This is a genomic window from Streptomyces sp. NBC_01571 (assembly GCF_026339875.1).
Taxonomy (GTDB): Bacteria; Actinomycetota; Actinomycetes; order Streptomycetales; family Streptomycetaceae; genus Streptomyces.
In genome coordinates this window covers 4,063,909-4,078,404 of the sequence record NZ_JAPEPZ010000001.1, presented here as the reverse complement: position 1 = coordinate 4,078,404, position 14,496 = coordinate 4,063,909, and the positions used below count along the sequence as shown (strand labels likewise).

The following is a 14,496-nucleotide window of genomic DNA, read 5'->3' as shown; positions in this document are numbered from 1 at the left end:
CGCGGGGGTGTCATCGGCGCGGGCCGACGGCACCCCCGCCAGGGGCAGGGGGCCGACGGGCGAGACGGGGGACAGGGGGCGAGGGGCGGGGGACACGGGGACAGGACACGGGGGACCGCGGAGGAGATGGGGAGGCGGGGGGAGTGATTCGGATGGTGCGTCCGGCCGAGACGGGTGGCAGGCGCCGGTTCCCGGTCAGGGGCGTGGGCCTGGCCGTCGCCGCTCTGCTCACCGCGGCCTGCTCGGCCGACCCCGCCCCGCCGTCGGCCCCGGCCCCGGCGGCACGCGTGGCCGCCGCCCGCCTCAGCGCCGCCCTGCCGGACGACCCGGTCCGCATGGTCCTGCCCGCGACCGGCGCCGAGACCCGCTGGACCCAGGGGCTGGACGTCTTCGTACGGCAGGAGGCGCGGGCCGCCGCCGCGTCGTGCGCGCGGGACCACGGGACCGCTCTTCCCGCACGGGCCCCGCTCACGTTCATCCGCTACTACGAGCTCCCCGACCTGGATTTCGTCGCCCGGCACGGGATGAGCGAGAGCGCCGCGGTACCCGCCGCCGTGCCCGGACCGGCGACGACCGGCGCCGGTACATCTGGTGCGAGCGGGAGCGGTGACGGTGGTGGGTCCGGCGATGGTTCCGGCGGTTCGGCCGCCGCGCGCCGCTGCGTCACCGAGGGGACGGCCGCCGCCACGGCGCTGCGCGACACCTACGCCGCCCTCCAGGGCCGGTGGTTCGACACCCTCGTCCCCCTGCGCCGCGATCCCGCCGTGCTGGAGGCCCTGCGCACCCTGCCCGGCTGCCTGGCCGGGCACGGGATCAGGGTCCGCGACGAGAACGGCTTCTTCGCCCTCGCCGACACCCAGGAACAGACCGCCGCCCCCGACGGGCTGCCCGCCGTCGAACGCGCCCTCGGCAGCGCGTACGCCGACTGCATGCGCCCCGTCGAGGCCGTCCGTGAACCGGCCCGTCTACGGCTGCGCGCCCGTTTCCTCGCCGACCACGCCGCCGAGGTCCGCACCCTGCGCGCGACCCTCGTCCCGGCACTCCACCGGGCCGCGCGGGAGCACGGTCTGCGGCTCGTCTTCCCGGCTCCGTAGCCGAACCGTCCGGTCCGGCACCACGTCCGGTCCGGCACCACGTTCGGTCCGACCACGTCCGGTCCGGCACCGGCGTCTAGAAGAACACCCCGCACCGCAGCAGCACGTTGGCGTACGGCCGTGCCTCCCCCGTGCGGACGATCAGCCGAGCGCCCGCCGACAGCGCCTTCAGCTCCTCGTGCGGGACCAGTTCCAGCGTGGGGAAGCGGCCGGTCAGCAGCGCGGAGGCCGCCGGGTTCGCCCCGTGGACCTCGCGCGCGGCGACGGCGCCCTCCACCACCAGCTCCGCGAGCAGCCCGTCGAGCACCTCGGCGAACGACGGCACCCCGGCCCGGAAGGCCAGGTCCACGACGCGCGGCCCCTCCGGTATCGGCATGCCGGCGTCGCACACCAGCACCCCGTGCCCATGGCCCAGTTCGGCCAGGGCGCCCGCCAGGTGGCGGTTCAGAATTCCGGCTCTCTTCACAACGACTCGACCTCCTCGGCGGTCGGGAAGGACTCCTGAGCACCGGGCCGGGTGACGGCGACGGCACCCACCCGGGCCGCGTACGCGGCGGCGGCGGACAGCGGCTCGCCGAGCCCCAGCCGCCAGGCCAGCGCCGCGGTGAACGAGTCCCCCGCACCCGTCGTGTCCACGGTCTCCACCCGCACGGACGGCACCCGCACGGCTCCGTCCGCGTCCGCCACCAGCGCGCCCCGCGCGCCCAGCGTGACGACCACCGAGCGCGGGCCCAGGGCGAGCAGGGCCGTCGCCCAGTCCTCGGGCTCCGGGCCCGCACCGTCGCCCAGCACCACCCGGGCCTCGTGCTCGTTCACGATCAGCGGATCGCAGGCCGCCAGCACCTCGGCGGGCAGCGGCCGGGGCGGCGACGGATTCAGCACGAAACGACTGCCGGACGCGAGCGTCCGTACGGCCTCCACGACCGTCTCCAACGGGATCTCCAGCTGTGCCGAGACCACCCGGGAGGCCCGCACGAGAGGCGTGGCCGCCCGGACGTCCTCGGGCGTCAGCCGGCCGTTCGCGCCCGGGGAGACCACGATGCTGTTGTCCCCGGACGGGTCCACCGTGATCAGCGCCACGCCGGTGGGCGCCCCGCCGACGAGCACGCCCGCGGTGTCGACGCCGGCCGCCCGCTGCGAGTCGAGCAGCAGCCGGCCGTGCGCGTCGTCGCCGACCCGGGCCAGCAGGGCCGTACGGGCCCCGAGACGGGCGGCGGCGACCGACTGGTTGGCGCCCTTGCCGCCGGGGTGGACGACGAGGTCGGAGCCGAGCACCGTCTCACCGGCCGCGGGCCGCCGCTCGACCCCGATCACCAGGTCCGCGTTGGCCGAGCCCACGACCAGCAGGTCGTAGTCGTACATGAACTGTCTCCCTGTGTAGCTGAGGTGGGTCGGGGCGGCCGGCCGGTCGCGTGGACCGCCCGGCCGCCCCGTCGCCGGTCGGCTCAGCCGGTGAACCCGGCCACGTTCTGCGCCGTGACCACCTTCACCGGCACCATCACGGTCTTCTCGACCTTCTTGCCCTCGGCGGACTTGAGCGCGTTCTCCACCGCGATCCGGCCGAGCTCCGTCGGCTGCTGGGCCACGGAGGCGTACAGCGTGCCGTTCTTGACCGCCTTCAGTCCGTCGGGGGTGCCGTCGAAGCCGATGACCGAGACGGACTTGCCGGCCTTGGAACCGAGCGCCTTGAGCGCGCCGAGCGCCATCTCGTCGTTCTCGGCGAAGACACCCTGGACGTCGGGGTGCGCCTGGAGCAGGTTCGTCATCACGTCGAGGCCCTTGGTGCGGTCGAAGTCCGCGGGCTGCCGGGCGACGACCTTGATGCCGGGGTAGGCCTTCAGGCCCTCGGCGAAGCCCGCGCCCCGCTCACGGCTCGCGGACGTGCCCGCCAGACCCTGCAGGATCACGATCTTGCCCTTGCCGCCCAGCTTCTCGGCCAGCGCCTTGGCGCCCAGCTTGCCGCCCGCGATGTTGTCGGAGGCGACGAGCGCGGCCGTGTTCGCCTTGTTCACCCCCCGGTCGACACCGATGACGGGGATGCCGGCCTTGTTCGCCGAGCGGACCGCCGGGCCCGCCGCGTCCGAGTCCACCGGGTTGACGATGATCGAACCGAGGCCCGAACTGGTGAAGTTCTGCAGCTGGTTGGCCTGCTGGGAAGCGTCGTTCTGCGCGTCGGTGACCGTCAGGCGCACACCGAGCTTCTTCGCCTCCTGCTGCGCGCCCGCCTTGATCTGGACGAAGAAGGGGTTGTTCAGGGTGGAGAGCGACAGGCCCACCTTCTTCGTCGCCGGCGAGGAGGAACCGCCGTGCACGAAGGACATCGCACCGACGATCGCCGCCGCGACCACGGCCGCGATGATGTATGTCGCCGCCTGCTTGCCCCGGTTGCCCGGTGTACCGGCCCCCGCGGGCGCCGGGGTCGCCCCGGCCTTGCGCCGCACCGTGTCGAGCAGCACCGCGAGCGCGATCACGACACCGATGACGACCTGCTGCCAGAAGGCGGACACGGACAGCAGGTTGAGGCCGTTGCGCAGCACCGCGAGGATCAGCGCGCCGATCAGCGTGCCGGACGCCTTGCCGGTGCCGCCCGCGAGCGAGGCACCGCCGATGACGACCGCGGCGATCGCGTCCAGCTCGTAGCCCTGCGCGGCCTGCGGCTGCGCGGAGGAGAGCCGGGAGGCGAGCACGATGCCCGCGGCGGCCGCGAACAGACCCGACAGGGCGTAGATCGCGAGCTTCTGCTTCTTCACCCGGAGGCCGGAGAGGCGGGCCGCCTCCTCGTTGCCGCCGATGGCGTACATGGAGCGGCCGATGTACGTACGGCCGAGGATCACGGCCGTGATCAGGCCCATGGCGACCATGACGAGGACCGGGACGGGCAGCCAGCCGCCGAGGGTGTCACCGAGGTGCGAGACCGAGGAGGGGAAGGCGATCGGGCTGCCCTGCGAGATCACCAGGGACAGGCCGCGGCCCACCGAGAGCATGGCGAGCGTCGCGATGAACGGCGGCAGTTTCCCGTACGCGATCATCACGCCGTTGATCAGTCCGACGGCGATGCCGGCGGCGATCGAGACGATCACCGCGATCCAGACCGGGACACCCTGCGAGGTCGCCAGCCAGGCGAGGACGGTCGCCGAGAGCGCGGCGACCGAGCCGACCGACAGGTCGATGCCGGCGGCGACGATCACGAAGGTCGAGCCGAAGGCGAGGATGGCGGTCACGGCTGCCTGGACGCCTATGTTGAGCAGGTTGTCCGTCGTCAGGAAGTCGCCGGACAGCGCCGCCATCGCGATGACGAGGGCGATGAGCGCGGTGAGCGCTCCGTTGTCGAGCAGGAGGCGGCGGACCGCCGAGGCGCCACTCGCGCCCGATGTGCTCTTGAGCGTGTCAGTGGCCACGGGAGCCCTCCACAGCGGTTTCGGAGTTGTTGGTGGTCGGTGTGCTGACGGCGAGTGCCATCACGGAGTCCTGCGTGGCTTCGGCCGCGGACAGCTCGCCCGCGATCCGGCCCTGGGCCATCACCAGCACCCGATCGCTCATGCCGAGCACCTCGGGCAGATCGCTGGAGATCATCAGGACGGCCGCGCCCGCGGCCGTCAGTTCGTTGACGAGCTGGTAGATCTCGACCTTGGCGCCGACGTCGATGCCGCGGGTCGGCTCGTCGAGGATCAGCACCTTGGTGTCGGCCAGCAGCCACTTGCCGATGACGACCTTCTGCTGGTTGCCACCGGACAGGGTGCGCACGTGCTGGCCGAGGCCGGCCATCCGGACGCCGAGCTGCTCGGCGATCCGCGCGGCGGCCACCCGCTGACCCCTGAGATCGACGAGTCCGCCGTGGGTGGCGCCCCGCATGGTGACCAGGCCGAGGTTCTCCTCGACGGAGGCGTCGAGGAGGAGTCCCTGGCCCTTGCGGTCCTCGGGGACGAGCCCGATGCCGGCCCGCATCGCCGCGTTCACGTCGTGCCGGCGCAGCTCGGCTCCGGCGACCTTCACGGCGCCCTTGTCGTAGGGGTCGGCGCCGAAGACCGCGCGGACGACCTCCGTACGTCCGGCACCCACGAGCCCCGCGATGCCGACGACCTCACCGGCCCGCACCTCGAAGCTCACGTCGTGGAAGACACCGTCCCGGGTCAGCCCCTCGACGGTCAGCAACGCGGTTCCGGCGGCGCCTTCCGTGGCGGTCCCGGCTTCGGGGCGCTCACGCGGATACTGCTGTTCGATCGAACGGCCCACCATCAGGCGGACCAGTTCGTCCTCGGGCGTGGTCGCGGGCACCTGGCCGACGCTCTTGCCGTCGCGGATGACCGTGACCCGGTCTCCCAGGGCCGCGATCTCCTCCAGGTGGTGCGTGATGAAGACGATGCCGACGCCGTCCTCGCGCAGCTGGCGCACGATGGCGAAGAGTTTCTCGACCTCTTCGGAGGTGAGCACCGCGGTCGGCTCGTCCATGATCAGGACGCGTGCGTCCAGACTCAGCGCCTTCGCGATCTCGACCATCTGGAGGCGCGCGATACCGAGTTCGCGCACCCGCGCGCGCGGCGACACGTTCACGCCGACCCGTTCGAGCAGCGCGGCGGCCTCGGCCTCCATCGTCCTGCGGTCGATCAGCCCGTACCGGCGCGGCTGCCGTCCCAGGAAGATGTTCTCGGCGACCGTCAGATCGGGAACGAGGTTGAACTCCTGGTAGATGGTCGCGATCCCGAGGCGCTCGGAGTCCTGCGCCCCGTGGATGCGCACCTCCTCGCCGTCCACGAGGACGCGCCCGGAGTCGGGCTGGTAGGCGCCGGAGAGCATCTTGATCAGCGTGCTCTTGCCGGCGCCGTTCTCGCCGAGCAGCACGTGCACCTCGCCGCGGCGCAGATCGAAGTCCACGCTGTCCAGCGCGACCACGCCGGGGAAGGTCTTGCGAATGCCCTCGATGCGCAGCAACTCGTCCTGGTTGCTCACGACTGGCTCCTTTGTACGGGGGACTGCTGTGCGGGGGTCGTCTCTGGTGGGGTCGGTTGTGCGGGGGGCGGTTGTACGGGCGTCGTCCGCACCGGGGGCGGCTCGCCGCACGAGCGGCGGACGACGAGACGGGCGGGGAGGGTGACGGACTGCGGGGGGCGCCCCTCGATCCGGTCGACGAGCGCGCGTACGGCGGCCCGTCCCAGCTCGCCGGTCGGCTGGGCGATCGCGGTGATCGGGGGGTCGGTGTGCACGAACCACGGGATGTCGTCGAAGGCGGCGAGCGCGATGTCCTCGGGCACCCGCAGCCCACGTGCCCGGACGGCGTCCAGCGCGCCGAGCGCCATCAGGTTGTCGGCGGCGAAGACGACCTCGGGAGGTTCGGCCAGGTCCAGGAACCGTTCGGTGGCGCGGCGCCCGCTCTCGGCCTGGAAGTCGCCCTGTCCGATGTAGGCGTCCGGCAGGGCGATGCCGTGGGCGGCGAGCGCGTCCCGGAACGCCTCCACGCGCTCACTGCCGGTGGTGGTCGCCGCCGGGCCCGCGATGATGGCGAGCCGGCGGTGCCCGAGACCGTGCAGATGGGCCACGAGGTCACGTACGGCCGTGCGTCCGTCCGCCCGTACGACGGGTACGTCCACGCCGGCGATCCAGCGGTCCACGAAGACCATCGGGGTACCGGCGCGCGCCGCGTCGAGCATCCCGGGGGAGCCGCCGTCGGTGGGGGAGACCAGCAGACCGTCGATGCGCCGGTCCAGCAGGGTCCGTACGTGGTGGTCCTCGATCTCGGGCCGCTCGTCGGCGTTGCCGATGATCACGCTGTAGCCGAGGGCGCGGGCCTCCTCCTCGACGGAGCGGGCCAGTTCGGTGAAGTACGGGTTGAGCACGTCGCTGATGACCAGGCCCAGGGTGCGCGTCTGGTCGGTGCGCAGCGAACGGGCGACGGCGTTCGGGCGGTAGCCCAGGTTCGCCACGGCCGTCAGCACTCGGGTGCGTGCGTCCGGGCTGACCGACGGGTGGTCGTTCAGCACACGGGAGACCGTGGCGACGGACACACCCGCCTCCGCGGCGACATCCTTGATGCTCGCCATGACCGCCCCACCTCCTCGTGGAATCGATTACAGGGAGGATTGGAATCGATTACACGGGCATGCGGCAAGGGTCCAAAGACCCTCTGAGACCGGATCGTGATGAAATCCGTCCGGCAGGGCGCGTCCCGTTCAGGGGCCGCCCGAGCCGGCCGGGCCCGCGGTGTCGGTCCCCGCGGGTACCTTCGGATCATGTCCAAGCAGGAGGGGACCGGGGCGCGGCAGCAGGCCGTCCTCGAAGGCGTACTGGAGCGGATCACGTACGCGAACGAGGAGAGCGGCTACACGGTCGCGCGCGTGGACACCGGCCGTGGCGCGGGAGATCTGCTGACCGTCGTCGGCGCGCTGCTCGGCGCGCAGGTCGGCGAGTCCCTCCGGATGGAGGGCCGCTGGGGCTCCCACCCGCAGTACGGCAAGCAGTTCACGGTGGAGAACTACACGACGGTCCTCCCGGCCACCGTCCAGGGCATCCGCCGCTACCTCGGCTCCGGCCTGGTCAAGGGCATCGGCCCGGTCTTCGCCGACCGCATCACCCAGCACTTCGGACTGGACACGCTCCGGATCATCGAGGAGGAGCCGAAGCGGCTCATCGAGGTCCCCGGCCTCGGACCCAAGCGGACGAAGAAGATCGCCGACGCCTGGGAGGAGCAGAAGGCCATCAAGGAGGTCATGCTCTTCCTCCAGAGCGTCGAGGTGTCGACGTCGATCGCGGTCCGCATCTACAAGAAGTACGGCGACGCGTCGATCTCGGTGGTCAGGAACCAGCCCTACCGCCTGGCCGCCGACGTCTGGGGCATCGGCTTCCTCACCGCCGACAGGATCGCCCGGTCCGTCGGCATCCCGCACGACAGCCCCGAGCGCGTCAAGGCGGGCCTCCAGTACGCCCTTTCGCAATCCACCGACCAGGGGCACTGCTATCTCCCGGAGGAGCGGCTGATCGCGGACGCGGTGAAGCTCCTCCAGGTGGACACGGGCCTGGTCATCGAGTGCCTGGCCGAACTCGCGGCACCCCCGGAGGACGACGCGGACCCCGGCGTCGTGCGCGAGAAGGTGCCCGGTCCCGACGGTGGCGAGCCGGTGACGGCGGTCTATCTGGTGCCCTTCCACCGCGCCGAACTCTCCCTCTCCGCCCAGCTGTTGCGGCTGCTGCGCACCGACCAGGACCGGATGCCCGCGTTCCGGGACGTGGCCTGGGACAAGGCGCTGACCTGGCTCAAGGGGCGTACGGGGGCGGAGTTGGCGCCCGAGCAGGAGGAGGCCGTACGGCTGGCGCTGACCAGGAAGGTCGCCGTGCTCACCGGAGGCCCCGGCTGCGGCAAGTCGTTCACGGTCCGCTCGATCGTCGAACTGGCGCGCGCCAGGCGGGCGAAGGTGGTCCTCGCCGCGCCCACGGGCCGCGCGGCCAAGCGGCTCGCCGAGCTGACGGGCGCCGAGGCCTCGACGGTGCACCGGCTGCTGGAGCTGAAGCCCGGCGGGGACGCGGCGTACGACAAGGACCGGCCGCTGGACGCCGACCTGGTGGTCGTGGACGAGGCCTCCATGCTCGACCTGCTGCTCGCCAACAAGCTGGCCAAGGCGGTGCCGCCGGGCGCCCACCTCCTGTTCGTGGGAGACGTGGACCAACTCCCCAGCGTGGGCGCGGGCGAGGTCCTGCGGGACCTGCTCGCCGAGGGCGGCCCCGTCCCGTCGGTCCGTCTGACCCGGATCTTCCGCCAGGCCCAGCAGTCCGGGGTGGTGACGAACGCGCACCGGATCAACTCCGGGCAACACCCGGTCACCGACGGCCTGAAGGACTTCTTCCTCTTCGTCGAGGACGACACCGAGGAGACCGGACGGCTCACGGTGGACGTGGTGGCGCGGCGGATTCCGGCCAAGTTCGGGCTGGACCCGCGCCGGGACGTGCAGGTGCTGGCACCGATGCACCGGGGGCCGGCCGGCGCGGGCACCCTCAACGGCCTGCTCCAGCAGGCGATCACGCCCGCGCGTCCCGAGCTCGCCGAGAAGCGCTTCGGGGGCCGGGTCTTCCGCGTCGGCGACAAGGTCACCCAGATCCGCAACAACTACGAGAAGGGCGAGAACGGTGTCTTCAACGGCACCGTGGGCGTCGTGACCTCGCTCGACCCGGTGGAACAGCGTCTGACGGTGCTGACGGACGAGGACGAGGAGGTCCCGTACGACTTCGACGAACTGGACGAGCTGGCCCACGCGTACGCGGTGACGATCCACCGTTCCCAGGGCAGCGAGTACCCCGCGGTGGTGATCCCGGTCACCACGGGGGCCTGGATGATGCTCCAGCGCAACCTCCTCTACACGGCGGTGACCCGGGCCAAGAAGCTGGTCGTCCTCGTCGGCTCCCGGAAGGCGATCGGCCAGGCCGTGCGCACGGTGTCGGCCGGCAGACGCGGTACGGCGCTGGCCTTCCGTCTCGCGGGCCGCCCCCTGTCCCACGTGCCCGCTCCGGAACCGGCCCACCGGCCCTGACCGGTTCCGGCCGGTCCTCGGGCACGACCCCGTCCGGACCGCTCGGCCGGGTCTCCCAAAAAAATGATCGATCAAAGGAGTCGTAAAGGTCACACACCACTTCCGGAACCAGGGCGAAGGGGGGCAGGATGAGCAGGTTGGCGGCACTGAGTGCCGCCGATAGGCCCAATGGTCGACCCCGAGTGCACTCTCCAGGGCCAAATGGGGGATGGTAGAGACAGTCAGGGCACCTCGAAGAAGAGGCACAACGTCGGTGAGGGATGACGTGAGCGACAACTCTGTAGTACTGCGGTACGGCGATGGCGAGTACACCTACCCGGTGATCGACAGCAGCGTCGGCGACAAGGGCTTCGACATCGGGAAGCTCCGCGCCCAGACCGGGCTGGTGACGCTGGACAGCGGGTACGGCAACACCGCCGCCTACAAATCCGCGATCACCTATCTCGACGGTGAGCAGGGCATCCTCCGGTACCGCGGCTACCCGATCGAGCAGCTGGCCGAGCGCTCCACCTTCCTGGAGGTGGCCTCGCTGCTGATCAACGGCGAACTGCCGAACGTGGACGAGCTCTCCACCTTCAAGAACGAGATCACGCAGCACACCCTGCTGCACGAGGACGTCAAGCGCTTCTTCCAGGGCTTCCCGCGCGACGCCCACCCGATGGCGATGCTGTCGTCGGTGGTCAGCGCCCTGTCGACGTTCTACCAGGACAGCCACAACCCGTTCGACGAGAAGCAGCGTCACCTCTCGACGATCCGCCTGCTCGCCAAGCTTCCGACGATCGCGGCGTACGCCTACAAGAAGTCGATCGGCCACCCCTTCGTCTACCCGCGCAACGACCTCGGGTACGTCGAGAATTTCCTGCGCATGACCTTCTCGGTCCCCGCCCAGGAGTACGAGCTCGACCCGGTCGTCGTCTCCGCGCTCGACAAGCTGCTCATCCTGCACGCGGACCACGAGCAGAACTGTTCGACCTCCACCGTGCGTCTGGTGGGCTCCTCGCAGGCGAACATGTTCGCCTCGATCTCCGCCGGCATCTCCGCCCTCTGGGGCCCGCTGCACGGTGGCGCCAACCAGTCGGTGCTGGAGATGCTCGAGGGCATCCAGGCCTCCGGCGGCGACGTCGACTCCTTCATCCGCAAGGTGAAGAACAAGGAGGACGGCGTCCGCCTGATGGGCTTCGGGCACCGCGTCTACAAGAACTTCGACCCCCGTGCGAAGATCATCAAGGCGGCCGCGCACGATGTCCTCTCGGCGCTCGGCAAGTCCGACGAGCTGCTGGACATCGCGCTCAAGCTGGAGGAGCACGCGCTCTCCGACGACTACTTCGTCTCGCGCAGCCTCTACCCGAACGTGGACTTCTACACGGGTCTGATCTACCGCGCCATGGGCTTCCCGACCGAGATGTTCACGGTCCTGTTCGCGCTCGGCCGCCTCCCGGGCTGGATCGCCCAGTGGCACGAGATGATCAAGGAGCCCGGCTCCCGCATCGGCCGTCCGCGTCAGATCTACACGGGTGTCGTCGAGCGCGACTTCGTGCCGGTCGAGGCTCGCTGATCATCTTCTTGCGGGCATAGCCGTACGAAGAGTTCAAAACCGAGCAACCCGAGCAAAACGGAAAGCGCCCTGCTACCGGTCCCCCCACGGGCCGGCAGTCAGGGCGCTTTCCTTGTCCCGGTGCGGATTCCCCCCACGGGATCCGGCCGGGCGTCTGTGGACAGCGCCTGAATCGCTGCGAGTAAAACGAGCAGAACTCTTCGTGCTAGCGCGCGCTCCCGCGCGCTCCGGTGCGATCTGCCGGGACCCGTACCGACGGGAGGGCCGCTCAAAGCTCCCCGGTGTACGTGCCCCGGCAACGCAGTTCCGGGAACGTCCCCCAAGACATCCCCAGATGTCAGAAACGCCCCCCAAGACGTCCCTGGCATCGCCAACTTAGACTCACGAACCCCTTCGCTGGTTACGTTCACATCACTGTGATCTGTGTCTCTTGCGTATGTCCTGAAGATACGCAAGAGCCCCGATACGGGAATCGGGGGCCAAGCGTAAGGAAGATGCGCGAGCCTTGTGAAGAGCTTATGTGAGGCTCCCGTTGGACTCTAGGGGGACTCTTACTCCGTCGTCATGAGAATGTCCTGAGTCGAAGGCTGTTCGTCACCACGAACACGGACGAGAAGGCCATCGCGGCCCCCGCGATCATGGGGTTGAGGAGTCCGGCCGCGGCGAGCGGCAGTGCCGCCACGTTGTAGGCGAAGGCCCAGACGAGGTTTCCCCTGATCGTGGACAGCGTCCTGCGTGACAGTCGGATCGCGTCCGCCGCCACCCGGAGATCACCGCGCACCAGCGTCAGATCGCTCGCCTCGATCGCCGCGTCCGTGCCCGTGCCCATCGCAAGGCCGAGGTCGGCGGTGGCGAGCGCGGCCGCGTCGTTCACCCCGTCGCCGACCATCGCCACGGTCCGTCCCTCGCCCTGCAGCCGCCTGACGACGTCGACCTTGTCCTGCGGCAGCACCTCGGCGACCACGTCACCGGGGTCGATGCCCACGACGCGCGCCACCGACTCCGCGACCGCCCGGTTGTCGCCGGTGAGCAGTACGGGCGTGAGCCCCAGGGCACGCAGCTCGCGCACGGCCTGCGCGCTGGTCTCCTTGACCGTGTCGGCGACGGTCAGGACGCCTAGCGCCACCCCGTCCCGGGTGACCACGACGGCCGTCCGCCCGTCCGCCTCGGCCCCGGCCTTCGCCCGGGCCAGCTCCTCCGGGAGCGGTTCCTGATCGAGCCGCCCCACGCGGACGTCGTGCCCCTCCACGCGCCCGCGCACGCCCAGCCCGGGGGTGCTCTCGAAGTCCTGCACCGCGGGAAGGCCTCCAGCCCGCTCCTGGGCGCCCGCGGCGATCGCCCGGGCCACCGGATGCTCGGAGGCGTGTTCCAGGGCGCCTGCGAGCCGCAGGAGCTCCTTCTCGTCGCCGCCCGCGGTGACGTACACCTCGCGCAGCGTCATCCGCCCCGTCGTCACCGTGCCGGTCTTGTCCAGGACGACGGTGTCGACACGGCGGGTGGACTCCAGGACCTCGGGGCCCCGGATGAGGATGCCGAGCTGGGCGCCGCGGCCGGTACCGACCATCAGCGCGGTCGGGGTGGCCAGGCCGAGCGCGCACGGGCAGGCGATGATCAGCACGGCGACGGCCGCGGTGAAGGCGGCGGCCGTGTCGCCCGTGACGCCGAGCCAGACCGCGAAGGTGCCGAGCGCGATCAGCAGCACCACGGGTACGAAGACTCCGGAGATCCGGTCGGCGAGCCGCTGCACCTCGGCCTTGCCGTTCTGCGCGTCCTCGACGAGCCGCGCCATCCGCGCGAGCTGGGTGTCCGCTCCGACCCGGGTCGCCTCGACGACGAGCCGGCCCCCGGCGTTCACGGTCGCGCCCGTCACCCCCGAGCCCACCGTGACGTCGACCGGCACCGACTCGCCCGTCAGCATGGAGGCGTCCACCGCGGAGGCGCCCTCGACGACGGTGCCGTCCGTGGCGATCTTCTCGCCGGGCCGTACGACGAAACGGTCGCCGGTCGTGAGCCGCTCGACGGGCACGCGCACCTCGCGGCCGTCCCGCAGCACTGCCACGTCCCTGGCGCCCAGTTCCATCAGCGCCCGCAGCGCCGCCCCCGCCCGCCGCTTGGATCGGGCCTCCAGATAACGGCCGAGCAGGATGAACGCGACGACCCCGGAGGCGACCTCGAGATAGATCGTCGACGAGCCGTCCGTGCGCGAGACGGTGAGGTCGAAGCCGTGCCGCATGCCGGGCATCCCCGCGTGCCCCCGGAACAGCGCCCACAGGGACCAGCCGAACGCGGCGAGCGTGCCGACCGAGACCAGTGTGTCCATGGTGGCCGCGCCGTGCCGCGCGTTGGTGAACGCGGCCCGGTGGAACGGCAGCCCGCCCCAGACGACGACGGGCGCGGCGAGCGTCAGCGAGAGCCACTGCCAGTTGTCGAACTGGAGCGCGGGGACCATCGACATCAGGACGACGGGGAGCGCGAGCAGGGCGGAGACGACGAGCCGCTCGCGCAGGGAGGCGAGTTCGGGGTCCTCGGCGACGGTGGCGGCCGGTTCCGGCGTGGCGGTCGGCGGCGGCGGGGGTTCCTCGGCCGTGTATCCCGTCTTCACGACGGTGGCGATCAGGTCGGCGACCTGTACCCCCACCGGGTACACGACCTTGGCCTTCTCCGTCGCGTAGTTCACCGTGGCGGTGACGCCGTCCATGCGGTTGAGCTTCTTCTCGACGCGGGCCGCGCAGGAGGCGCAGGTCATTCCGCCGATCATGAGTTCGACTTCGGCGGTGACGTCGGTCGGCGAGGCGGTCACGGGCGTCTCGGCTATGGGTGACTCGGGTGCTGCGGTGGTCATGGTCCGGCTCCAGGGAATGAGCCGGGCCGTACGGAGCCAGTATCAGCTGGTCGGTACGGCCCGGTGTGGAGAGCTAGGTGGAACTGGGGGGCGACGCGGGAAGCGGCCGGCTCAGGCCTTGGTGACGAGCTCGAAGCCCGCCTCGTCGACCGCGGCGCGCACGGCCGCCTCGTCCAGCGGCGCGACGGAGACCACGGTGACCTCGCCCGTCGCGGCCACGGCCTGGACCGAGCTGACGCCGGGGATCCCGGAGATCTCACCGGAGACGGAGCCCTCGCAGTGCCCGCAGCTCATGCCGCTCACCTGGTAAACGGCCGTGATGGAACCCTGGGTGTCGGTCTGCGTGGTCATGGCGTGCTCCTCGTCGAGGCGGTGCGGGGTCGCGGGGTCGGCGGAGTGTCGTAGGCGGGTCGGTCGCAGGCGGGTCGTGGCGTGATGCCTGTGGGCCGAGGGGGGTCCTGAGATTCCAGGGTTCCCTTCGATGCTTACCAG

10 protein-coding genes are annotated in these 14,496 nt (G+C 71.2%); 3 read left to right on the top strand and 7 right to left on the bottom strand.

The window, feature by feature from the left end; translation table 11 throughout:
- The first annotated feature begins 152 nt into the window (after positions 1 to 152).
- Entirely contained in the window at positions 153 to 1,094 is a 942-nt protein-coding gene (locus tag OHB41_RS18300; RefSeq protein ID WP_266699308.1) for a hypothetical protein, read from the top strand.
- Between the two features lie 76 nt (positions 1,095 to 1,170).
- Here OHB41_RS18300 and rbsD read toward each other — a convergent pair whose 3' ends face one another.
- The 5 genes from rbsD to OHB41_RS18275 all read right to left on the bottom strand — a co-directional run bounded on the left by rbsD (position 1,171) and on the right by OHB41_RS18275 (position 7,129).
- A complete protein-coding gene (gene rbsD / locus OHB41_RS18295) occupies positions 1,171 to 1,560 on the bottom strand; it encodes a D-ribose pyranase (RefSeq protein WP_266699307.1) in 390 nt (129 codons plus the stop codon).
- Entirely contained in the window at positions 1,557 to 2,456 is a 900-nt protein-coding gene (locus OHB41_RS18290; RefSeq protein ID WP_266699306.1) for a ribokinase, read from the bottom strand. The genes rbsD and OHB41_RS18290 overlap by 4 nt, the downstream gene beginning before the upstream one ends.
- 83 nt (positions 2,457 to 2,539) lie before the next feature.
- Positions 2,540 to 4,492, bottom strand: coding sequence for an ABC transporter permease/substrate-binding protein (locus tag OHB41_RS18285; protein ID WP_266699305.1), 1,953 nt, complete (start codon positions 4,490 to 4,492; stop codon positions 2,540 to 2,542).
- Positions 4,482 to 6,041, bottom strand: a complete 1,560-nt coding sequence (locus OHB41_RS18280) for a sugar ABC transporter ATP-binding protein (protein ID WP_266699304.1) — start codon at positions 6,039 to 6,041, stop codon at positions 4,482 to 4,484. The genes OHB41_RS18285 and OHB41_RS18280 overlap by 11 nt, the downstream gene beginning before the upstream one ends.
- Positions 6,038 to 7,129: a LacI family DNA-binding transcriptional regulator gene (locus OHB41_RS18275; RefSeq protein ID WP_266699303.1), complete on the bottom strand. Its 1,092-nt coding sequence runs from the start codon at positions 7,127 to 7,129 to the stop codon at positions 6,038 to 6,040. The genes OHB41_RS18280 and OHB41_RS18275 overlap by 4 nt, the downstream gene beginning before the upstream one ends.
- A gap of 189 nt (positions 7,130 to 7,318) precedes the next feature.
- Between OHB41_RS18275 and recD2 the strand changes: the two genes are divergently transcribed.
- Entirely contained in the window at positions 7,319 to 9,607 is a 2,289-nt protein-coding gene (recD2, locus tag OHB41_RS18270) for an SF1B family DNA helicase RecD2 (protein WP_266699302.1), read from the top strand.
- Between the two features lie 265 nt (positions 9,608 to 9,872).
- On the top strand, positions 9,873 to 11,162 hold the full coding sequence (locus OHB41_RS18265; protein ID WP_168528218.1) for a citrate synthase: 1,290 nt from the start codon (positions 9,873 to 9,875) through the stop codon (positions 11,160 to 11,162).
- 562 nt (positions 11,163 to 11,724) lie between these two features.
- On the opposite strand, the gene OHB41_RS18260 is transcribed toward OHB41_RS18265, so the two are convergent.
- Together OHB41_RS18260 and OHB41_RS18255 are read right to left on the bottom strand one after the other, a co-directional pair.
- Entirely contained in the window at positions 11,725 to 13,920 is a 2,196-nt protein-coding gene (locus OHB41_RS18260) for a heavy metal translocating P-type ATPase (RefSeq protein ID WP_266705957.1), read from the bottom strand.
- A 195-nt stretch (positions 13,921 to 14,115) separates the two neighbouring features.
- Complete coding sequence (locus OHB41_RS18255) at positions 14,116 to 14,355, bottom strand: heavy-metal-associated domain-containing protein (RefSeq protein ID WP_266699301.1); 240 nt, start codon at positions 14,353 to 14,355, stop codon at positions 14,116 to 14,118.
- Positions 14,356 to 14,496: the final 141 nt, after the last annotated feature.

Bases quoted from the DNA above. Each gene is read 5' to 3' on its own strand.
- OHB41_RS18255 (WP_266699301.1), bottom strand. From the start codon at position 14,355: ATGACCACGCAGACCGACACCCAGGGTTCCATCACGGCCGTTTACCAG.
- OHB41_RS18290 (WP_266699306.1), bottom strand. From the start codon at position 2,456: ATGTACGACTACGACCTGCTGGTCGTGGGCTCGGCCAACGCGGACCTG.
- OHB41_RS18300 (WP_266699308.1), top strand. From the start codon at position 153: ATGGTGCGTCCGGCCGAGACGGGTGGCAGGCGCCGGTTCCCGGTCAGG.
- recD2 (WP_266699302.1), top strand. From the start codon at position 7,319: ATGTCCAAGCAGGAGGGGACCGGGGCGCGGCAGCAGGCCGTCCTCGAA.
- OHB41_RS18260 (WP_266705957.1), bottom strand. From the start codon at position 13,920: ATGATCGGCGGAATGACCTGCGCCTCCTGCGCGGCCCGCGTCGAGAAG.
- OHB41_RS18275 (WP_266699303.1), bottom strand. From the start codon at position 7,129: ATGGCGAGCATCAAGGATGTCGCCGCGGAGGCGGGTGTGTCCGTCGCC.